Annotated in this window: 17 protein-coding genes and 1 tRNA gene; 11 read left to right on the top strand and 7 right to left on the bottom strand. The window is 40.0% G+C overall.

Going from position 1 to position 20,934, the window contains the following annotated elements; all coding sequences use genetic code 11:
- Nucleotides 1-19: 19 nt before the first annotated feature.
- A tRNA-Gly gene (locus B1201_RS11065) sits at nt 20-95 on the bottom strand.
- 62 nt (nt 96-157) lie between these two features.
- Complete coding sequence (cysS, locus tag B1201_RS11060) at nt 158-1,579, bottom strand: cysteine--tRNA ligase (protein ID WP_078193568.1); 1,422 nt, start codon at nt 1,577-1,579, stop codon at nt 158-160.
- Nucleotides 1,580-1,935: 356 nt separating this feature from the next.
- Here cysS and B1201_RS11055 point away from each other — a divergent pair, with 356 nt between their 5' ends.
- The 11 genes from B1201_RS11055 (at nt 1,936) to B1201_RS11005 (ending at nt 12,626) form a co-directional block, all read left to right on the top strand.
- Entirely contained in the window at nt 1,936-2,913 is a 978-nt protein-coding gene (locus B1201_RS11055; RefSeq protein ID WP_078193567.1) for a KpsF/GutQ family sugar-phosphate isomerase, read from the top strand.
- A 4-nt stretch (nt 2,914-2,917) separates the two neighbouring features.
- Entirely contained in the window at nt 2,918-3,457 is a 540-nt protein-coding gene (locus tag B1201_RS11050) for a KdsC family phosphatase (protein ID WP_078188762.1), read from the top strand.
- Nucleotides 3,458-3,492: 35 nt separating this feature from the next.
- Complete coding sequence (gene lptC, locus B1201_RS11045) at nt 3,493-4,035, top strand: LPS export ABC transporter periplasmic protein LptC (protein WP_078193566.1); 543 nt, start codon at nt 3,493-3,495, stop codon at nt 4,033-4,035.
- Entirely contained in the window at nt 4,025-4,591 is a 567-nt protein-coding gene (gene lptA, locus B1201_RS11040; protein WP_078193565.1) for a lipopolysaccharide transport periplasmic protein LptA, read from the top strand. The genes lptC and lptA overlap by 11 nt, the downstream gene beginning before the upstream one ends.
- Nucleotides 4,591-5,334 (top strand): LPS export ABC transporter ATP-binding protein, encoded by a 744-nt coding sequence (gene lptB / locus B1201_RS11035; RefSeq protein ID WP_078188759.1) that lies wholly within the window; start codon nt 4,591-4,593, stop codon nt 5,332-5,334. The genes lptA and lptB overlap by 1 nt, the downstream gene beginning before the upstream one ends.
- A gap of 166 nt (nt 5,335-5,500) precedes the next feature.
- Nucleotides 5,501-7,024 carry a TolC family protein gene (locus B1201_RS11030; RefSeq protein ID WP_171263793.1) on the top strand — a complete coding sequence of 508 codons (1,524 nt, stop codon included), beginning with the start codon at nt 5,501-5,503 and terminating at the stop codon, nt 7,022-7,024.
- Nucleotides 7,021-9,147: a type I secretion system permease/ATPase gene (locus B1201_RS11025; protein ID WP_078193563.1), complete on the top strand. Its 2,127-nt coding sequence runs from the start codon at nt 7,021-7,023 to the stop codon at nt 9,145-9,147. The genes B1201_RS11030 and B1201_RS11025 overlap by 4 nt, the downstream gene beginning before the upstream one ends.
- Nucleotides 9,148-9,150: 3 nt before the next feature.
- Nucleotides 9,151-10,341: an HlyD family type I secretion periplasmic adaptor subunit gene (locus tag B1201_RS11020; protein ID WP_078193562.1), complete on the top strand. Its 1,191-nt coding sequence runs from the start codon at nt 9,151-9,153 to the stop codon at nt 10,339-10,341.
- A gap of 102 nt (nt 10,342-10,443) precedes the next feature.
- Nucleotides 10,444-11,043 carry an IMPACT family protein gene (locus B1201_RS11015; RefSeq protein ID WP_078193561.1) on the top strand — a complete coding sequence of 200 codons (600 nt, stop codon included), beginning with the start codon at nt 10,444-10,446 and terminating at the stop codon, nt 11,041-11,043.
- Nucleotides 11,036-11,653 carry an acyltransferase gene (locus tag B1201_RS11010; RefSeq protein ID WP_078193560.1) on the top strand — a complete coding sequence of 206 codons (618 nt, stop codon included), beginning with the start codon at nt 11,036-11,038 and terminating at the stop codon, nt 11,651-11,653. Before B1201_RS11015 ends, B1201_RS11010 begins: the two co-directional genes overlap by 8 nt.
- A gap of 130 nt (nt 11,654-11,783) precedes the next feature.
- Complete coding sequence (locus tag B1201_RS11005; RefSeq protein ID WP_078193559.1) at nt 11,784-12,626, top strand: universal stress protein; 843 nt, start codon at nt 11,784-11,786, stop codon at nt 12,624-12,626.
- A 211-nt stretch (nt 12,627-12,837) separates the two neighbouring features.
- Here B1201_RS11005 and B1201_RS11000 read toward each other — a convergent pair whose 3' ends face one another.
- The 5 genes from B1201_RS11000 to B1201_RS10980 all read right to left on the bottom strand — a co-directional run bounded on the left by B1201_RS11000 (nt 12,838) and on the right by B1201_RS10980 (nt 20,835).
- On the bottom strand, nt 12,838-13,503 hold the full coding sequence (locus B1201_RS11000; RefSeq protein ID WP_078193558.1) for an O-methyltransferase: 666 nt from the start codon (nt 13,501-13,503) through the stop codon (nt 12,838-12,840).
- Between the two features lie 131 nt (nt 13,504-13,634).
- Entirely contained in the window at nt 13,635-14,357 is a 723-nt protein-coding gene (locus tag B1201_RS10995; RefSeq protein ID WP_078188751.1) for a D-Ala-D-Ala carboxypeptidase family metallohydrolase, read from the bottom strand.
- Between the two features lie 138 nt (nt 14,358-14,495).
- Nucleotides 14,496-14,819 carry a ferredoxin FdxA gene (gene fdxA / locus B1201_RS10990; RefSeq protein ID WP_004651686.1) on the bottom strand — a complete coding sequence of 108 codons (324 nt, stop codon included), beginning with the start codon at nt 14,817-14,819 and terminating at the stop codon, nt 14,496-14,498.
- A gap of 387 nt (nt 14,820-15,206) precedes the next feature.
- Entirely contained in the window at nt 15,207-17,837 is a 2,631-nt protein-coding gene (gene mutS, locus B1201_RS10985) for a DNA mismatch repair protein MutS (protein WP_078193557.1), read from the bottom strand.
- 991 nt (nt 17,838-18,828) lie between these two features.
- The gene (locus B1201_RS10980) at nt 18,829-20,835 is read right to left on the bottom strand and encodes an esterase/lipase family protein (RefSeq protein ID WP_078193556.1); all 2,007 of its coding nucleotides are present in this window, start codon (nt 20,833-20,835) and stop codon (nt 18,829-18,831) included.
- Nucleotides 20,836-20,934 lie beyond the last annotated feature (99 nt).

Below are 20,934 nucleotides of genomic sequence, written 5' to 3'. Positions count from 1 at the left end.
ATGAGGGTTTTTCGTATTCTGGAGCGGGAAAGGAGACTCGAACTCCCGACCCCAACCTTGGCAAGGTTATGCTCTACCAACTGAGCTATTCCCGCAATGAGGTGAATTATAGAGAATTTCACACAACTGTCAACTCTCTATGCTTCTGTTTGCTTAATTAATCAGCACGACGCCAAATAGTGCCTTGACGAGTATCTTCAAGAACAATCCCTTGATCTAACAAAGATTGACGAATGTCATCTGCTTTGGCAAATTCTTTGGCTTTTTTCGCATCTTTACGTTGTTGAATTAAATCTTCAATTTGCTCTTCAGAGAGACCTAGTGCTTCTTGACCAATATCTGATTTTAAAAATTCATCAACATTGTGCTGAACCAAACCTAAAATATTGGTCAAGTGACGCAATGTCGAATAATACACAGCCGCTTGTTCAGCATTTTCATCTTTTACGGCACGGTTCAATTCTTTGTTGACTTCAAACAATACCGCAATTGCTTCTGCGGTGTTGAAATCATCACGCATAGCTGCATTAAAGCGCTCAACCAAAGCATCATCTAAAGTTTCTACGGTTTTTTCACCATAGGCTTGTTGATAAGCTTTAAATGAATGATAGAAACGGGAAAGGGTATTTTTCGCTTCTTTTAAAGCAGTGTCAGAGAAGTTTACTGGGCTACGGTAATGTGATGACACAATAAAGAAGCGAATCACTTCAGGGTGGAATTTATCCATCACATCACGAATAGTGAAGAAGTTACCTAAAGACTTCGACATTTTTTCGCCATCGACATTAATAAAGCCGACGTGCATCCAGTAATTGACATACTGTTCGCCAGTAGAGGCCTCAGATTGCGCAATTTCATTTTCATGATGCGGGAAAGTTAAGTCTGAACCGCCACCATGAATATCAAAATGGTTACCTAAGCAGCAGGTCGACATCGCTGAACATTCAATATGCCAGCCCGGACGGCCATTGCCCCAAGGCGAAGCCCAAGAAGGTTCATTTTCTTTGGCATGTTTCCAAAGCACGAAGTCAAAAGGATGTTTCTTTTCTACTTCTACATCAACGCGTTCAGAAGCACCAGCCTGCATATCGTCAAGTTTACGACCCGAAAGACGACCATATTTGGCAAACTTTTCAACTTCAAAATAAACATCGCCATTTGCAGATGGATATGCTGTACCTTTGTTGACTAAGTTACCAATCATATTCTGCATTTGATCGATATAGTCTGTTGCACGTGGTGCTTCATCAGGTGCTGCACAACCTAAATTGGCAGCATCTTCGTTCATGGCCTTAATAAAACGGTCGGTTAAAGCAGTAATGCTTTCGCCATTTTCATTGGCACGGGCAATGATCTTATCGTCAATATCGGTAATGTTTCGAACGTATTTAACGCTCCAGCCCTGACTGCGCAGGAAACGGATAATATAGTCAAATGCAACTATAACTCGAGCATGACCAATATGACAGTAGTCATACACAGTCATTCCACAGACATACATGTCGATATGTCCTTCTTTGCGAGGTACGAATTCTACTTTTTTACGTTGCTCTGAGTTATATAGAACAAAAGGTTGCATAGGTCTTCAAATTGTTTCTACCAAAAGATGGCTCATCTTAACCTAAGCATTTTTTTTCATAAAGTTAAAACCCAAAAAAGCAGATATTTTTTAATGCTTGATGTAATTGTACTGCTGGAAAAAGAAGTTGAAGGCTCATTTGATTCGGGCTGAATTTCATTTTAGAGTTTAATTCAATTTATCTGTTCCTAAGATAAAAAAGAAGAAATGCATCTTTTCTGCATAATTCATGAATTCTTATACATTTGGAAACGTGCTATTTGCATAGATATGATAAAATTGTGAAAATTTTTTATTTTGAAAGTGAGAGCGCACCTCTCACGGCTTAAGGTATAACAACTTTGAATCCACCAAATATGCCGAATCAAGTCGATTTTCAGAAAGTCGCATTAGAAACTTTGCGTATTGAAGAGCATGCTTTACAAGTATTAGCGACGCAAATAGATGATCGTTTTAGCCAAGCCTGCGAAATCATTTTACAGTGCAAAGGGCGTTTAGTGATTACTGGTATGGGTAAATCGGGTCATATCGGTCGTAAAATGGCCGCTACGTTTGCCTCGACAGGTACGCCATCTTTCTTCATGCATCCGGGTGAAGCTGGACATGGTGATTTGGGCATGTTGGTTAAAGGTGATGTGCTCATTGCAATTTCAAACTCAGGTAAGAGTGATGAAATTATGATGCTGATGCCATTGATCAAACATTTGGGCATTCCTCTAATTACCATGAGTGGCGACAATAAAGGCCCAATGCCACAAAATGCCGATGTCGCATTGACCTTGGGTAATATTCAAGAAGCATGCCCTTTGGGTCTAGCTCCGACCTCCAGTACCACTGCAACATTAGCCTTAGGTGATGCACTTGCAGTTGCATTATTGGATGCACGTGGCTTTACTTCAGATGATTTCGCACGTTCTCATCCTGCTGGAGCGTTGGGTAAACGTTTGTTATTGCATGTAAAACATCTTATGCATACAGGTGAAGACTTACCAAAAGTGTCGCCAGAGACACCAATGAATAAAGTTCTGTATGAAATTTCAAATAAACGTTTGGGTCTCACCACGATTGTCGATGAAAACGATACCTTATTGGGTATCTTTACTGACGGTGACTTACGTCGTTTGATTGATAAACAGCAAGGCTTTGATGTGAATATGAAAGTCTCAGAAGTGATGATTAAAAATCCTTTGACCATTTCACAAGAAGAACGCGCGGTACATGCTTTAGAACGTATGAACGAAAAGAAAATTACACAATTTGTAGTTGTTGATGATGTCAATAAAGTGATTGGGATTATCAGCATGCATGATTTGATTCAGGCTGGGGTAAATTAAGAAAATGGCATCGTATGTATTGCTAGAACAAGCGCGTCACATAGAAGCACTAGTACTGGATGTAGATGGAATTTTAAGTGATGGATTTGTAACGTTGACCAATAGCGGCGATGAAATCAAATCCTTTGATATTCGAGATGGCTTAGGCATGAAGTTGGTGCAAAAAGCGGGTATCAAAGTCATCATTATTACTGGCCGTAAAAGTAATATTGTTGAAAAACGCATGTCTGACTTAGGTGTGGACTTGGTTTTTCAAGGTCGTGAAGATAAAGGTGTTGCCTTGACTGAAGCCTGCGCACAGTTTGGTATTGATCCTTCAGATTGCCTATATATGGGCGATGATTGGCCCGATCTTTCAGCCTTTGCTATTGCAGGGATGAAAGTGACCGTACCGAATGGACATTTAGAAGTACGTCGCCGTGCAGATCTTGTTACTCAGGCGATGGGTGGACGTGGTGCTGTTCGTGAAATCTGCGATATGCTTTTAGTTTCTAAAGGTGTATACCAGGAACTACTTGAAAAATATGCAAGTGCACCTTATTAATAAATTGATGCAGTCATTGGATTGAATCTCCGCTTATGGATACTAAAGTTTTATACGTGACAGCTGTGGTCATTGCTACAGTAAGCGGTGGTTTTTACTATTTCGGTGGAAAGGGTAATAAGCTTCAGGCGGACTCTTCGAAAAGTATGACTTACTCAGCTGAAAACATTAACCTGACGCAGACTGATGAGCAGGGAAAATTGCATATTCGTGCGCAAGTCGATCGACTTGAGCAGGATTTGCAAAAGCAAACGTCTCATTTGGTGAATCTGAAAGCATCGACCTATCTGGATGGTGCTGTCGATGCCACGTTCTTTGCCAAACAAGCCAATGGTATGGATGATAACCAAAAAGTCGTACTGAGTGACAATGTGGTTGCAACGAAATTGATGCGTGAAGGGCAAATGGAGTTTCGTACTGAGGAACTCACTGCTTTTCCAAAAAAGCGTGAAATAGAAACGGACAAGACTGTAACGGTGATTTCACCACAAGCCGAATTTGTCAGCCAAGGTTTAAAAGCAAATTTAAACGACGGTCAATACGAATTTTTTAATATTCGAGGAAAGTATGAACCATAATTTTAATCGAAAAACTGCAATAACTTTCCTAAAACGTACAGCGCTACTCGGTTCACTGGCGTTATGTTCGGTTGCAGCTTTTGCTTTGCCTTCAGATCGTAATCAACCGATTTCATTGGTTGCCGATCGTGCAACGTTTAATGAAAAAACCGGGATTACGACGTATACCGGTAATGTCATCATTGAACAGGGTTCAATGAAGCTGCAGGCAAACTCAATCGTTGCGAACTTAAACAGCAAAAAAGAGATCAGTACGATTACAGCAACGGGTGGGCCAGCACATTTCCAACAAAAAACTGACCCTGCCAAAGGCTTTGCAAAAGGCCAAGCTCAGAAAATCGTCTACAATGCTGAAACGGGTATTATCACCATGACGGGTGGTGCTTTGTTGCAACAAGATGGTGCAAGTATTCGTGGTAATAGCCTGAAATACAGTATGAATAAAGGCGATATCGTTGCTGAAGGTACACCAAATAAATCTGGATCTTCTTCAGGTCGTGTTCAAATCGTGATTCCACCGTCAAGCACTAAGTCCTTCCCAGGAGCACGTGATTAATGGAGCAAACCTCGCAAGTTCAAACTTTATGTATTAAACATTTAGCCAAAAACTACAGTAAGCGTTGGGTGGTAAAGGATGTATCCTTTAGCATGCAAAGTGGTCAAATTGTGGGTTTACTTGGTCCAAATGGTGCAGGTAAAACCACAAGTTTCTATATGGTTGTTGGCCTGGTGCGTATGGATAAAGGTGAGATTCATTTAGATGATCTTGATTTGTCTGACTTGGCAATGCATGAGCGCGCACGTAAAGGTATTGGTTATCTACCCCAAGAAGCATCTATTTTTAGAAAATTAACCATTTCTGAAAATATCATGTCGATTTTAGAAACCCGTAAAGATCTAAATAAGCAACAACGTCAGCAACGTTTAACGGAATTGCTTGCCGACTTTAAAATCACACACATCAAAGATTCTCTTGGTATGAGTGTGTCGGGTGGTGAGCGTCGTCGTGCGGAAATCGCGCGTGCGTTAGCGGCAGACCCTAAATTTATGTTGCTAGATGAACCTTTTGCAGGGGTTGATCCTATTTCAGTGGGTGATATCAAAGACATTATCAGAACATTGAAAGATCGCGGTATTGGTGTATTAATTACCGACCATAATGTGCGTGAAACCCTTGCGATTTGTGAGCATGCCTATATCGTGAGCGAAGGTTCAGTGATTGCAGAAGGTACTCCAGAAGAAGTGCTTGCAGATGAAACGGTACGTAAAGTTTATCTTGGTGATGATTTTACCGTTTAATTGAATAAAATAAGAAATTTCCCGTTGAATGGTGCTAGTTTCATTCAGCGGGTTTATGTTATTGTCTGAAATGACAAAAACTGAGCGATTAATCTAAAAAATTAACAAGAATTCAGTATACTTTAAACTAAAAATACGACCTGCAAAAATCATGCGATTACGAAAGATGAATGGTCCAGAAGTTGGGCGTCCGCGTAAAAATAAGTGCAATTTCTTTTGTATATTATTATTACCCTTTTCCATTGGTTCAGTGTATGCAGCAGATACTAGCACTACACAATCGACCATTCAAAAGACATTAGATAAGATTTTTTTACCTAATAAGCCTAAACCTTCTGCTGAAAAAATTAACGTCACCGAACTGAGTAAATATAATCTTGATACCTCACGTGTCCAAGAAATGCCAGCCGTTGCTTATGGTCGAACGCAACAAGGCAGCTATAATCCAAACACAGTAGCGAAGAATCTAAGTTTTATTGATGCGATACATATCGCCGTCCAAAGACGTCCAGAAATCACACAAAGTATTGCTACAGTCGCATCGCAAAACGCCAATATTGACCTTGCGAATGCTGCATATTATCCCCAAATTTCAGGTGGATTAAGTACCGCAGATCTGACAAAAGGCGAGCGTGGACGTCAGTTGGTGTCTTTAAATGCGACGCAGATGTTATATGACTTTGGTAAAACCAAAAGTGCTGTCGGTATCGAAGAAGCAAAAATGTTACAAGAGCAGGCTAATGTACTTGTAAATTTAGATGAAGTTTCTTTTGATGTTGCAAATGCAATTATCAACATTAAACGATATCAAGAAGTGGCTAAAATTGCGCAGCAGCAAATTGCCGGTGTGAGTCGGATTGCTGAGATTGCTAATTTACGTGCAACCGCAGGGATCAGTAGTCAAGCAGACCCTATTCAAGCCAAGTCAAATTTAGAAGCTGCAGAATCAAATTTAATTGTGCAAGAAACTCAACTTCGACAGTACCAACAGCGACTTCGTACCTTGTTAGGTTTTGATGTAAGTCAGATCAATTGGGTGATCCCAGATCGCATCTTAACGGCTGCAGCTCTATATGAAGATCCGGATTTCAAGATGATTCCGAGCATGATGAAAGCACAGGCTGGGGTTGAAATTGCCAAATTGCAAAAGCAACAGTCAAAATTAAGTGCTTATCCAACCCTCAATGTCAAAGGCAGTCTGAGTCAGGCGGTGAATGGCCGTAATCCAAATAATGATGAAGATGATGGTTTATATAATTCAATCATGTTGGAAGCCACCAGTAATTTTTACCAAGGTGGAGCAATCGCAGCACAAACACGTGCCGCAAGCTATGCTGAAGAAGCAGCTAAAGCACAAGTGAATACAGTATATTTGGATGTGATTGATCAAGTCCGAATGATTCGAGAACAAATCGAAAATAAAAAGCGTCAAATGTCGATATTGGTGCAGCGGCGTGAAACAACGGTAAGAACCAAAGAGCTGTATCAAGAACAATATAAATTAGGAACTCGAACGGTTGTCGATCTACTGAATGCAGAGCAAGCCATACATAGTGCCGCACAAGAAATTGTGACATCGCAATATGATATCTACTCAGCACTTGCACAGTACATCCAAGTGACAGGGCGTTCACGAAATATCTATGAACTTAATAATATATCTATTCAGGGGTTTGAAGTTCAGCCATGAGTAATACAATAAATTATCAACCGTGGCTGCAAGCGGTTCTGAATATTGCAAAGCATTATCGAATTGAACCCTCTGAAGAACGTATACGGTTGCAGTTGGACTGGGATCAACACAAAAATGCCGATGAACTGGTCGCAGTTATGGCACGCCAAATTGGATTAAGTGTTCGTAAAAACAAATACGACATAAATCTGCTCAATCCATGGCGCTTACCTGTATTGGTTGAGTTTATCAGTGGTGAAGTGGGTGTGGTAGAACGCATCGACGTAGACGGTAATGCCAGTGTCCAATTGAGCGGAGATGAAGGTTTATCTCAAGTCTTCTCTATTGAACGATTGAGCCATGGCGTTCGCAATATTTATATTCTGCGTCCAGAGTCATCTGTACCCGATGCACGTGTCGATGAATACATCAAGCCGTTTGAAAAAAATTGGTTCTGGTCGATCGTTTTAAAAGACTGGAAACGTTATATAGACATTATGTTTGCTTCATTAATGGCGAATATTTTGGCCCTAGCCACTATTTTGTTCTCAATGAACGTGTACGACCGCGTCATTCCATCTCAATCTGTACCGACTTTATGGGTACTTGCGGGTGGGGTGTTAATTGCAGCGATATTTGAGTTTGCACTACGTGTTTCACGAATTTATTTGTCGGATATTATTGGTAAACGTGCCGATTTAAAAATATCTGATCGTGTGTTTGGTCATGCATTAAGAATTAAAAATAGCGAACGCTCAAAATCTACAGGTACTTTTATTTCACAGATTCGTGAATTAGAAGGGGTACGCGAAATGGTCACCTCGACGACTGTTACTGCGATTGCCGACTTACCGTTTTTCTTCTTGTTCCTGTTCATCTTCTGGTTAATTGGCGGCAATCTATTTTGGGTTATGCTGTTGGTGGTTCCTTTGATGATTATTCCAGGGATTTTGGCGCAAAAACCATTGGCTAAACTTGCACAAATGGGTATGCGCGAGTCTTCGATTCGTAATGCCTTATTGGTTGAATCTGTGCAAGGTATGGAGGATATCAAATTACTTCGTGCTGAATCACGTTTCCAAAACCAATGGAACCACATGAATGAAGTGTCTGCTGATGTCAGCATGCGTCAACGTAAAATTGTAGGCTTAATGTCGGCATGGACGCAAAAAATTCAGGGTCTAACGTTTGCAATTGTTGTACTTGTCGGCTGTTTTGCTGTGATGAAAGGTGAAATGACCACAGGTGCTTTGGTGGCTTGTTCGATTTTGTCTTCACGAATGTTGGCACCGATTTCTGCACTGGCAGGGGTATTAGGTCGTTTACAACAGGCTAAAGTGGCAAAAGCCGGTCTGGATGAGCTCATGAAGAAACCTGTCGATCAACCGGATTATTCTCATCTTATTCATCGACCATCAATTAATGGTCATTATGAACTCAATGGTGTGTCATTTAAGTATGGTGAAGATGACCCACGTCCAAGTCTTTTAATTCCAAAACTGGAAATTAAGGCTGGAGAAAAAATCGCAATTTTGGGCCGTAACGGTGCTGGTAAGTCTACGTTACTCCAATTGTTATCGGGTATGCAAACGCCAGTACAAGGCAAAGTTAAATTAGATGGGATTGAGCTGTCTTTAATTGACCCCGCAGATGTACGCCGTGATATGGGGCTATTGAACCAAAATGCACAGTTATTTTATGGTACGATTCGTGAAAACTTGACCTTGGGTGCTCCGCTGGCCACGGATGAACAATTGATTGAAGTACTGAAAATTACGGGTGCAATTCACTTTGTTCAAGAGAAAAAAGAAGGGCTAGACCATATCATTTTAGAAGGTGGTGTAGGCTTCTCTGGCGGTCAACGCCAAGCTTTGTTGCTTGCACGCTTATTGATTCGTCAACCCAATATTCTATTGCTTGATGAACCTACAGCAGCCATTGATGACGTATCTGAGAAGCAGTTGATCGATCATTTAAAAGGTTATTTACAAAACCGAACTATGGTGGTAGCAACACATCGCCGTGCGGTACTTGAGTTGGTTGACCGCATTATTGTGGTGAATGAAGGTAAAATTGTCATGGATGGGCCTCGTGATCAAATTCTGAATCAGAATGCTCAGAAAAAAGTAGCTGGGGCTTAAATCATGAGTGAAAATAAACAAGAAATACAACGCTCGACCAAAGTCAGCTTTAAAGAGCCACCATTACCGAAATCGAGTTTAATCATTTGGATTATTACGATTGGTCTGGCAATCCTTTTAGTTTGGGCTTGGTTGTTTAAATTAGAAGAAGTCTCTACAGGGACAGGTAAAGTGATTCCATCTTCGAAAGAACAAATTGTTCAGTCGCTTGAGGGAGGGATTTTAACCAAGTTGAATGTGAAGGAAGGTCAAATTGTTGAACAAGGTCAAGTCCTTGCGCAACTCGATCCAACACGCTTCGCATCAAATGTTGGTGAAACCGAGTCTTTACTTGTGGCATCACGTGCGACAGCAGCACGTTTACGTGCAGAAGTGAATGGTACACCATTAACCTTTCCTGAAGATGTTCAAAAGATTCCAGCTTTAGTGAAGGAAGAAACAGCTTTATATCATTCACGTCGTGCAAACTTGGAAGAATCTGTTGCCGGCTTAAAACAGGCATTGGTGTTAGTTCAACAAGAATTGGCCATGACTGAGCCGCTTGTTGCCAAAGGGGCAGCAAGTGAAGTTGAAGTACTTCGTTTAAAGCGTTCAGCGAATGACTTACAAAATCAGTTAAATGATGTCCGTAACCAATATTTGGTAAAATCACGGGAAGAATTGTCGAAAGCCAATACTGATATTGAATCGCAGCAACAAGTGGTGAAAGGCAAATCGGATACGCTGAGCCGTACCGTTTTTAAATCTCCAGTTCGTGGTGTGGTCAAAGAAATTGATGTGATGACATTGGGTGGTGTGATTCCGCAAAATGGTAAATTGATGACCATCGTACCTTTGGATGAACAGCTTCTGGTTGAAGCACGTATTTCACCGCGAGATATTGCTTTTATTCGTCCGGGTCAAGAAGCCTTAGTGAAAATTACGGCATATGACTATTCGATCTATGGTGGTCTAAAAGGTAAAGTGACCGTCATTTCACCAGATACTTTACGTGATGAAGTGAAACAAGATCAGTTCTATTATCGTGTTTATATCCGTACAGATAGTGATAAATTAAGCAATAAAGAAGGTAAAAGTTTTAGTATCACTCCGGGTATGGTGGCGACAGTTGATATCCGTACCGGCTCGAAAACTGTACTTGAATACTTAATCAAGCCATTCAATAAAGCAAAAGAAGCACTTCGCGAACGTTAATAGCGCAGTGCCAATCAAGCCTCCAGCATTGGGGGCTTTTTTGTGGATGTAAGTCTTTCAAAAAACGCTATAATATCCTTTGATACAGGATCTAAAGACGTTATGCCATTTACACTCGCCGCACAGTTTGAATATGAAGAAGACATTAAAAAAAGTCGTTTTCAAGCCATCGCAGTTCCTGTGGAAAATGAACAAGCCGTTAAAGAATTTCTCGAAGCCAATAAAGATATCTCAACAACACATCAGTGTTGGGCATGGAAAATTGGACATACCGTACGTTTTAATGATGATGGTGAGCCTTCAGGCACAGCAGGTCGGCCCATTCTAGCAACCATAGAAGGGAATGATCTGACCAACGTGTTGGTCTTGGTTAATCGTTGGTATGGCGGAATTAAGCTCGGGACAGGGGGATTGGTACGTGCCTATGGTGGCTGTGCAGGTCAATGCCTTTTACAAGCTGAAAAAATTGAACTTATTGAGAAGAAAAAAGTGCAATTTAGTTGTCAGTTTAATGAATGGGCAATTTTCCAATATGAACTCAATCAGCAGCAAATTGAATTTCAGGAAGAATATACAGCGCAGGGCGTAAATGTACTTGCATCATTGCAAATTCATCAAATCCAACCGCTACAGTTAAAGATTCAAGATGTAACTCGCGGACGTGAACAATTGCATATCGTTGAGGCTGCTGAAGATGAATGAACAAGATCCATTATTGAAATATCGAGAGCAACATAAGCATCGTCTAAATTATATGCCTTGGTTGTATTGGTCACTCAAACCGAAAAATCGTGGTTGGGCCGAAGCTTGGCAACAGGAATATCAAGACTATCTCAAATCGATGGAAACTGTTGAAATTGGTGAAAACTGTTTTATATCGCCCTTGGCTCATATTTTTGCCGAACCGGGACGTAAGATTGTTATTGGAGATAACAGCTTTATTGCGGCGGATTGCACTTTGCATGGCCCAATAGAAATAGGCAATGAAGTGGCGATCAATCATCACTGTATTTTAGATGGTGGGCGCGTGGGCATCAAAATTCATGATCAAGTTCGTATGGCGGCATATTGCCATTTATACGCTTTTGATCATGGAATGGATGCCAATCAACCGATCTATCAACAAGCTGTACGATCACAAGGGATTGAGATAGAGCGTGATGTTTGGTTAGGTACGCATGTTGGAATTAAGGATGGTATTCACATTGCTGAGCAGGCTGTAGTCGGCATGAACAGTATGGTGACGAAAAATGTTGAAGCGCGTGCAATCATTGCGGGAAATCCTGCAAAATTCATTCGATATCGTGAATAAATAATCGCCAAATACTTCATAAAAATTTTTTATGCTTACACAAATGCATGCACAGTGAAACAGAGTTGTGATAAGTTAAAAATAACAAACAACATTTTATAGCCAAGCAATAATAAAACGAGGGTTAATCATGAAACGAGTTATCGCCTGTATCGACTCTTCTCCATGCATTAATGCACTAGCTGATGCTGCTGCTTGGGTTGCTAAACAAACTCACCGTGAGTTGGTTTTACTGCAAATACTTGATTACTATCCGGCAAGTTATCACTTAGGTGAAATTAGCGGCGTGATTGGGTTTGAAAGTAATGCCATGCTCTTAAAAGAACTGGCGGAGTTAGAACAAAAACAAAGTGATTTAGCGCTAGATTATAGTAATAACTTGCTCAAACACATTTCTGAAATGATCCAAGATAAGCATGGGATTCAAACCACCCATATTCAGGAAAAGGGTGACTTCTTAGAGCAAAGTTTTAATATTTTGCAAGATGACGATATTGTTTTAATTGGTCGCGTTGGTGAACGTTCAGCAGAGCGTAATAAGCCGCTGGGTAGTAATGTTGAAAACTTTATTCGTGGTGCAAGTTGTACAGTTATGACCGTAGGACCAACGTTTAAACCACCGACTCGCTTTATTTTTGCCTATGAATATTCGCCTAAATGCGTTGAGTTAATGAAGCGTGTGGCACAAAGTGATCTACTCAAACTCTTACAATGTCATTTGGTTTATGTTGGAGATCACCCACAAATCTTGGATGATCCAAAAAATTATTTAACCAATGCCGGTCTCGATGTGGTGACAGAATACCGTTATGGCGATGTTTCGGAAAATATTCTGGACTATCAACAAGAGCATGGCATTCAGTTAATCGTACTTGGCGCTTTTAGCCACAGTAAAATCCATCAGTTCTTCTTGGGCAGTATCACCACCAGTATTTTCAGAAATTCGAGTGTTCCATTGTTGGTTGTAAAATAAGTTGAGCAAACGAACAGAGTTGATTTAATAGACGGACAATTACGAGTAAATAAATAATAAGTTGTTGATTTAAAAATAATCAGAGTTATCCTCAAAAATTGTGGATAACTCTGTGTGTAGTATTTGTAGGTAATTGTTTTTAAAATAAAATATTATATTGATTGTTTTTTATACCTTTATTCGAGGTGTTTAAAAAACACCTCGATTGAGATTATTTAACGATTGCAATCGCAAAACCATCATGACCTTTACAACCTACAGTTTGAAGTGCCGTGCAAGATAAAATTTTTGGATGATTTTGCATAGCTTTGAACATATCACGGATACCTTCAATGCTTGGTTTATGGTTTTCAGCGTTCAGAATCTCGCCTGCACGAATCACATTGTCTAAAACTATCACTGTACCTGAATGAGATAAATTTAAACTTAATTCTAAATATTCAGGGTAGCTCTGTTTGTCTGCATCGACAAAAATAAAGTCAAAAGGTTCGGTATCTTCAGGAAGGGCACGTAAAATATCTGCCGCACGACCACATTTCAGTTCTATCGTTTGTGCAAGCTTTGCATTATCAATATTTTCTTGACCGAGGGCAGCATGTGTATCACGACCTTCAATGGTCAGAATGTAACCATCTTCAGGTAATGCACGTGCTAACCACATGGTGCTATAGGCTGCAAAAGTTCCAAGTTCTAAAACGCGTTTACACTTGTTCATTTGGATTAACATTTGAAGCAGCATGCCTTGATTAGCCGCTACAGCAAGATGATCAGGAAAGCCACGTTCATCCGTATGTTGAAGTGTTTGGGTCAATATTGGATCTTCAGGAATTAAATGTGAATCGATGTAAGCATCAATGTCTGTCCACATTTGTTGCATGTTGTCGCACCTCGTGATTGATGCAAGCATTTTAAACCTTTCCACTAACATCGCAATTTATTGTTCTGTATTTGAATATTTTATGTACAAAAAAGACCTCCGAAGAGGTCTTGATATGACGATGTAATGTTTTAGTAATTACACATTGAAGAGCGACTTGAGTGATCAGGTCCCCAAGTACGGTAGCCTTGAGTATCAATATGAATTTGTCCGCTGGCATATAAACCTAATCCCATATTGAGACTCTGCCCGTGTTGTGACCAAAATTGGCATAAACGGAACTTGGTATTTTCAATATAACTGTAGTCTTCGGGCTGCGGGTACGCAGGTCCAATACGGAAATCAATCGCCGAGTTATATAGGTGACGAGATGAACTTGCACCACCGGCACATTGGTTCAAAGGCAAATCACGATAAACCGAAGTCACTTCAAAGTCCGTTAAAATATTGGCCGCAACTAAATATTTAAAGACACGTAAGGTTGCAATTTGGTTTTGCCATAATTCACGGTTAGGCACCATATATTCTGAGCGACCACATTTTTGCCAATCACGTGCAGTACGCATCAGCTCAAATGAAGGGATGATATTGCCTACACCATTTTTCTCTAAAAAGACTTCATAGTCTCGAACGCGACGTAAATTATCAACAGACGCGACCCATGAGTTGTATGCATAAGGCACCACTTTAGGCGGGGCTTGTCTGATGGTCGTCACTTTTTCTTGAGGTATGTAAATACGTTTACCGTCGGGAGTTGTAATAGTGTGACCTTGTTTTTGTGGTGTAGTTGTACAACCAATGAAAACAAGCGGGAATATTGCAACGGACAATAATCCCTTGAGTAAATGCTTCATTATAGAAATCAATTATTTATAAACTCGTTCTATTTTAATCCAATTTGATTGATAAAATTTGAATAATTTGCAATGAAATGTGTGCTTTAAGTATAAAAAAAGATCAGCATGTGCTGATCTTTTCATGAAAGCGTAAAATTACTTTTCAAGATATTGTAATTTATCAGCTTTACCGTTCCACTCTTCACGGTCGGCAGGTTGATCACCAATTTGAGTGATGTTCGGCCATTTTTGAGAAAGTTCAGTATTAAGTTCGATAAATACTTCTTGACCTTCAGGTAACTCATCTTCAGAGAAAATCGCGTTAGCTGGACACTCAGGTTCACATAGCGCACAGTCGATACATTCATCTGGATTAATAACAAGGAAGTTTGGACCTTCATAGAAACAGTCAACAGGGCAAACTTCTACGCAGTCTTGATATTTACATTTAATACAGTTTTCAGTGACAACAAAGGTCATGGCGACAGCTACCTAAAAAATATGGTTCTAATAAACTAATGGTGTATTTTAGGCAAAAAATAGGGTAACTAACAATTCCTTTTATTGATAATTATTATATGCAGTGCTGTTAAAATCACTAAAAACTGAACAATTTATGTAAATTTCACAATGAATGAGAATCATACTCAAAAACTGATTAAATTACATCTGTTTATCGAACAATATTTTTAATGTGGATTTTAAGCATGAAACATTTTAGAACACTAATTTTTTTATCAATTTATTGCTGAGTAGCCGCATAAGTAAATAGCAAACATTCACTAATTTACGCGCTTGAATGGTATCAATGCAAAGAATACCTTCATAGGTGTTCTTTGCATATCTCATCTATCGCTTCTGCTCAATTTAGATCTTAAGTAAATCCTTTAAAGCGTAAAGCTGTTGTAATGCTTCACGTGGACTTAAGTTATCGATATCAATATCTGCTAAGGCATCAAGTACGGGCGATGTTTTTTCAACTTCAACTACGCGTTCGATGACTTCAGGCTCTGCGAGTGCCGAGAATAGATCGGTTTGTACAGCCGTATTGAGTTGCTGTTTTTGTTGAGTTTCTAAAATACGAAGTCGGTTTTGCGCTTCTTTGATCACAGCTGCAGGAATCCCCGCAAGCTTTGCCACTTGTAGACCATGACTTTGACTCGCAGGGCCTTGTTGGACCTTATGTAATAGGATCAAGTTGCCATTAAGCTCACGAGCAGTTACATGATAGTTATCGATATTAGCGTCTTTGCCTAATTCAGTGAGCTCAAAATAATGCGTTGCAAATAGGCATAAACATTTAATGCGACGGGTGAGATCGAGCACACATGCCCACGCTAGTGATAAGCCGTCATAGGTACTCGTACCACGCCCAACTTCATCCATCAGTACCAATGATTGATTGGTCGCATGATGAAGAATTTGAGAGGTTTCAGTCATTTCCACCATGAAGGTTGATTTGCCTGTAGACAAGTCGTCGGCAGATCCTATACGGGTAAATATCCGATCGATCGGCCCTAAAATGGCAGATTGGGCAGGGACAAAGCTACCACAGTAGGCCAATAAGCTGATTAAGGCAGTTTGGCGCATAAAGGTCGATTTACCGCCCATATTTGGCCCTGTGATAATCGCCATGCGGTGATTAAAGTCCAAACTAGTATCATTTGGAGTAAATGCTGATTTGCTCAGAGATTCCACAACTGGGTGACGACCGGCTTTGATTTTGATCCCAACTTCAGGGCTATATTCAGGACGTGACCAATTTCGTAATCGAGCTTGATGGGCAAAATTAGCCAGTAAATCAATTTGCGCTATAGCGGCGCTCATCATTTGTAAGTTGCCAATATCTGCACGTAACTCATCAAGTAATAGCTCAAAGAGCATTTTTTCGCGCGCTAATGCACGTGACTCACTTGAAAGCACCTTATCTTCAAAGGATTTCAGCTCAGGGGTAATGTAGCGTTCAGCATTTTTAAGGGTTTGGCGGCGTATATAATGATCAGGCGCTTGCTCAGCCTGCGCTCGAGTGAGTTCAATATAGTAGCCACTGACACGGTTATAGCCAATTTTTAAGGTTGAAATTCCGGTTTGTTCACGCTCTTTAATTTCAAGATCAATGAGGAATTGTCCTGCATGGTCACGAATTTTGCGTAGTTCATCAAGTTCAGTGTCGAAACCCTCAGCAATCACATTTCCATCACGTAAAAGCACTGGCGGGTTTTCTACGATGGCAGACATAAGACGCTCATGTAAGCCGTGAAAATCACCCATTTCATCATTTAACTGAGCGATCAGCTTAGATTGGTGTGACTGAATGATCGGTTCAAGTGCATGTCGAAGATAGGGAATTTGTGCACAAGTTTGACGTAACTGAACTAGGTCTCGTGGTCGAGCGCTGCCGAGCGCTACACGAGATAGCACACGTTCAATATCACCAATTTCTTTGAGAACTAAACGTATCGGAGACTCATGATAGCCTTGCAGCATCGCTTGTGAGGCATCTAAACGCGCATCCAATAAAGCGGTATTTCGTAAAGGCTGCATCAAGGTACGACTCAATAGGCGGCCGCCCATCGCAGTTTGGCAATCATTGATTAGTTGGAACAGGGAAGTGCCATGTTCAAATAGGGGATCAATCAGTTCTAAGTTACGACGAGTGACGGGGTCGAGCGCCACAAAATCACTACTTTGTTCGAGTTGAATGCTGCGGATATGTGGTAAAGCAGTTTTTTGAGTCACTTTTGCATAGTGAATCAAAGCCGCTGCGGCAGCTTTCGCCAAAGGTAAATGGTCAATACCAAAACCTGAAAGTGTGGCAACTGCAAATTGGTCACACAGCGTTTTTTGTGCGTTATTTAAATTGAAGTCGACGTTTGGACGCTTGGTAACAGGGCAGTCTAATTGACGTTTAATTTGTTCGACAATATTCGGATCAATAAGATCTTCATCAATCAAAATTTCGCTCGGCATTAAACGTGAAAGTTCGATTGCCAATTGTTCCAGCTGATAGTCCATTTGCTGAACTTTGAAAATACCTGCACTGAGGTCTAGTAAAGCAATCCCGATCTGATTTTGTTGTAAGCAGATCGCGACTAAATTTGAACTTTGATGAGAGGCAATTAGTGCATCATCCGTTAATGTCCCCGGGGTAATGATACGAACAATGCCGCGCTCAACTGGACCTTTACCTGATACCTCACCAATTTGCTCGCAGATCACCACCGTTTCACCTTTTTTTACAAGGCGGGCTAAATAGCCTTCAGCTGCATGGTACGGGACACCAGCCATAGGAATAGGCTCACCATTGGCTTTACCACGATGTGTTAGTGTAATTCCTAAAAGTTTTGCTGCTTTATGCGCATCTTCAAAAAAGAGCTCATAAAAATCACCCATCCGATAAAACATCAGTGAATGCGGATTTTGCATTTTGACTGACATGTACTGTTGCATCATTGGGGTCAGCGTTGAAAGGTCAACTTTGGAATTATCAGCTTGCATGAAACGAAATACCTTAAAATAAAAATTTGTGCGCTGCTAAACGAAAAACACTGTTTTGATGAAAATTGGATTTAGAAAAAGTCCTTATATTTATATTGTCTCTTCGTTCAAAACCACAGGTGTACGTTAACAAATCGTGTTGCTGATTCTAGCAAAAAAAGTGACAGGAAAATGCCAGAAAAGGTTTGTCTGCATGTAAAAAAAGCAGTCAAAATATTATTTATAAACGCTAAAAAAGTCTGTGTGTAAATTCAACAATGGATAAATTAACAATGCGATAAACTGACTCAAACATCAAGCTGCGCTTCAGCCTGAGCTAATCGATATTGGTTGCGACCGCTACCTTTTGCAAGGTAAAGTGCACGATCGGCAGCCTATATAAATTTCTGAATTTGATCAGATTTGGATGGAATGATCGTTTCCGTACCGATGCTAATCTTCACAAATTTAGACATATGGCTGGCTGGATGTGGAAGTTCGAGTGATTAAATTCTGCGTAATAAATCGGCTGCCAAAGGTTCAATTTTCAGCTTCAGTTAACACCCTAAAGAGGAGTAAAAAACCTTCGCTGCCATAGTGTGCAGCTAACTCACCATTTCGATTGGTGATTTGAGACAAAACCTCACGGTAGAGCGGTTGATAAATGGATTATAAACTTGACGTAAAATATACTTAATTTTATATAGTTATGATTTAACCCCCAATTTCATCCAGATGAAGTGACTTTAAGCCTTATAATTTCATAATTCGATATGCTCATAAAATAATTAGGAAAAGCGCACAATATTTTGTCTTTATTTTACAATAATTTATCTCCAATATAAGGTTTATATAAAGTTTAACGAGTGCCTATGAGTTTTAAAATGATTAAAAAAAAAGCTTATATAGTAATTACGTGAATAATGGCATGTTCAAGTAAATGCAGAAATAAAAAAAACCAATCCTGAGATCGGTTTTAAAATATGTAGATCGATTTAAATGCTGTATTGCCTTATGGTTTATAGAGGCCAAGTTCAATCAAATGCAAACGTAATATACGGCGTAGTTCGAGTACAGCTTCAGGGGTTTCTTGAATCGAATGCCCCCCTTTAATGATTTTTTCTGAAACAGCACCCTCTAGATGAGCACTAGTGTATGGTACAATATCATCCGTCATAATATTTTTATCTTGACTGTTGGTGTTATTTCCCATAATTGAATGAAACTTCAAACCCTTACGCGGCTGAATATCTTCAGTGAGCGCGATAAATTTTGATTGATGACTTAAGTCACTTGGTCCATTTTGGATCAAGCCATGGTCAATTTCACGAAATAAATCTTTCAGGTCTTCTTCTTGAGTTAACACATCACCCATAGCCGATAAAAAAGCTCCTGGGAGTTTAATAATTTTTCGAGCGGCTTTGGTAAACCAGCGATCTGCATATTCTGTACCACGATGAGGTGCAGCCAAAAAAATTGCACGGCTGAAATTAGGAATATCATCAATCACCATACGTTGCTTCACGACTGGAATATTTCGGTACTGATTTAATTGACGTGAATTCATCATTTTCAAAGCTGCTTGCGTGGTATCGGCTTGGCTGACCAGTAGTCGTGCAATAATGCCGCCCATACTATGACCGACTAGAACAGCATCTTTTTTAGCTGCGGCATTGGCGTCTACTTTGCTAAAGGTCTGAGTCAAAATGGAATAAATTTGGAAGCGGCTTTCAATAATCGGCATATTCGTTGAATAGAAGACTTGCCACACTTGATAATGTTCACGTAGCACTGAATCGCCCATAATATCGTTAGTCAGACGAATCCATGCTTCAGGGCTGCTAGCAAGACCATGTACCAAGACGATAACTTTCTTGTCAGGATTATATGGTTCAAGCATGTAGAGATGCGGCATCGTCAGTTTTTCATCTCGGTCAATCAGTGATAAATAAGCTGCCTTACCCAAGTTATTTTGTGCTAACCAAAGACCATATGGAGCAGAAAAATTGGCAGCAAGCGCATAGTTTTTATTGGCAATATTGACCTGTTCATACTTATACGGGTCGTAAGCTTTAATTTGAAACTCATGTTGATTCAAAATTTGATCAACTGTAGTTGCAGCGCTTAGTGGTTCAGCCGTTAAGGTTGCAGCTAAATAGCGCGCTTGATGGATATTAGGATTTGAACCAGACGGATATTTAAAATCAATCGGATTGATAATATATTTGGCTTTGCCTGTTTCAATCGTATGTTCTTCGGGTAAAACCACAAGAAATTCGGAGCCAAAACCATCTCGACGGGTAATTGAACGTAAACCTGAGAAGTTAAGATTATAGGTTGACATCAATTGTTCAATTTTACGATTTTTGAGTTCTGGGTAGTGGCTGAAGTCTATGTGATAGGTGGTTTGTCCGACTTTAATCTGTTGGGTGACTTCTTGCGGCTTATAACGTAGTGCATAGCTGCTAACCAATTTGGCAATCCCTTGATTATAGAAATCACGGATTTGAACTTGACGGTTATCAAAAATACGATCAGCAGGCGCACGTTTGGTTTTAAACATGTACGCATAGCTATAGCGAATACTTTTATCGAGAAGTATCAATTGTTGATCTAAGCACTTATTATAAGTGTCTTGTTCAATTTTTTGTTTTTCTTCAGATTTGTGACTACTGAGCACACCTAACTTGCAGGCTGAAGAAGATTCATATTCTATAGCTTTAGCTAAATATAATTCACTTGCTGTAGAAAGTAATTGTTCATCTTGAATCTGAGGAATTTGTTGTAACTCATCAACACAGGCTTTCGGGTCTTCTGTGCAGGCTTTGGCTTCCCGACCTGTCATCGACAAGACATTTAAACTGGCTTCGCTAAGTTTGTTTCGAGAAATAATACTTTCACGTTCATTGGCAATCGAAACATTGAGTTTTTGATTTTTGACACTGACGACCTGACATCCACTCAGTACGCTTGTACTTATGATTCCAAGGAGCAGTATTTTTTTAATATTTTGCTGCATAAAGAGGCCGCGCATAAGGTTAAGTATTTTCAAATCATACGATAATTGTCAGGATTTTCAATTCACCTTAAATGAAAAAAGACCGTTAGAACGGTCTTT

This window comes from Acinetobacter sp. ANC 5600 (assembly GCF_002018395.1).
Lineage (GTDB): Bacteria > Pseudomonadota > Gammaproteobacteria > Pseudomonadales > Moraxellaceae > Acinetobacter > Acinetobacter amyesii.
The sequence above is the reverse complement of the archived record's forward strand: the minus strand, read 5'-3'. Positions and strand labels throughout refer to the sequence as shown.

What these genes read in the sequence shown, in the direction of transcription:
- B1201_RS11000 (WP_078193558.1), bottom strand. Translation starts at nt 13,503, where the DNA reads ATGCAACAAATGTGGACAGACATTGATGCTTACATCGATTCACATTTA.
- B1201_RS11025 (WP_078193563.1), top strand. Translation starts at nt 7,021, where the DNA reads ATGAGTAATACAATAAATTATCAACCGTGGCTGCAAGCGGTTCTGAAT.
- B1201_RS10995 (WP_078188751.1), bottom strand. Translation starts at nt 14,357, where the DNA reads ATGAAGCATTTACTCAAGGGATTATTGTCCGTTGCAATATTCCCGCTT.
- mutS (WP_078193557.1), bottom strand. Translation starts at nt 17,837, where the DNA reads ATGCAAGCTGATAATTCCAAAGTTGACCTTTCAACGCTGACCCCAATG.
- B1201_RS11010 (WP_078193560.1), top strand. Translation starts at nt 11,036, where the DNA reads ATGAATGAACAAGATCCATTATTGAAATATCGAGAGCAACATAAGCAT.
- B1201_RS11030 (WP_171263793.1), top strand. Translation starts at nt 5,501, where the DNA reads ATGAATGGTCCAGAAGTTGGGCGTCCGCGTAAAAATAAGTGCAATTTC.
- lptB (WP_078188759.1), top strand. Translation starts at nt 4,591, where the DNA reads ATGGAGCAAACCTCGCAAGTTCAAACTTTATGTATTAAACATTTAGCC.
- lptC (WP_078193566.1), top strand. Translation starts at nt 3,493, where the DNA reads ATGGATACTAAAGTTTTATACGTGACAGCTGTGGTCATTGCTACAGTA.
- lptA (WP_078193565.1), top strand. Translation starts at nt 4,025, where the DNA reads ATGAACCATAATTTTAATCGAAAAACTGCAATAACTTTCCTAAAACGT.
- B1201_RS11020 (WP_078193562.1), top strand. Translation starts at nt 9,151, where the DNA reads ATGAGTGAAAATAAACAAGAAATACAACGCTCGACCAAAGTCAGCTTT.
- B1201_RS11055 (WP_078193567.1), top strand. Translation starts at nt 1,936, where the DNA reads ATGCCGAATCAAGTCGATTTTCAGAAAGTCGCATTAGAAACTTTGCGT.
- cysS (WP_078193568.1), bottom strand. Translation starts at nt 1,579, where the DNA reads ATGCAACCTTTTGTTCTATATAACTCAGAGCAACGTAAAAAAGTAGAA.
- B1201_RS11015 (WP_078193561.1), top strand. Translation starts at nt 10,444, where the DNA reads ATGCCATTTACACTCGCCGCACAGTTTGAATATGAAGAAGACATTAAA.
- B1201_RS10980 (WP_078193556.1), bottom strand. Translation starts at nt 20,835, where the DNA reads ATGCAGCAAAATATTAAAAAAATACTGCTCCTTGGAATCATAAGTACA.
- B1201_RS11050 (WP_078188762.1), top strand. Translation starts at nt 2,918, where the DNA reads ATGGCATCGTATGTATTGCTAGAACAAGCGCGTCACATAGAAGCACTA.
- B1201_RS11005 (WP_078193559.1), top strand. Translation starts at nt 11,784, where the DNA reads ATGAAACGAGTTATCGCCTGTATCGACTCTTCTCCATGCATTAATGCA.
- fdxA (WP_004651686.1), bottom strand. Translation starts at nt 14,819, where the DNA reads ATGACCTTTGTTGTCACTGAAAACTGTATTAAATGTAAATATCAAGAC.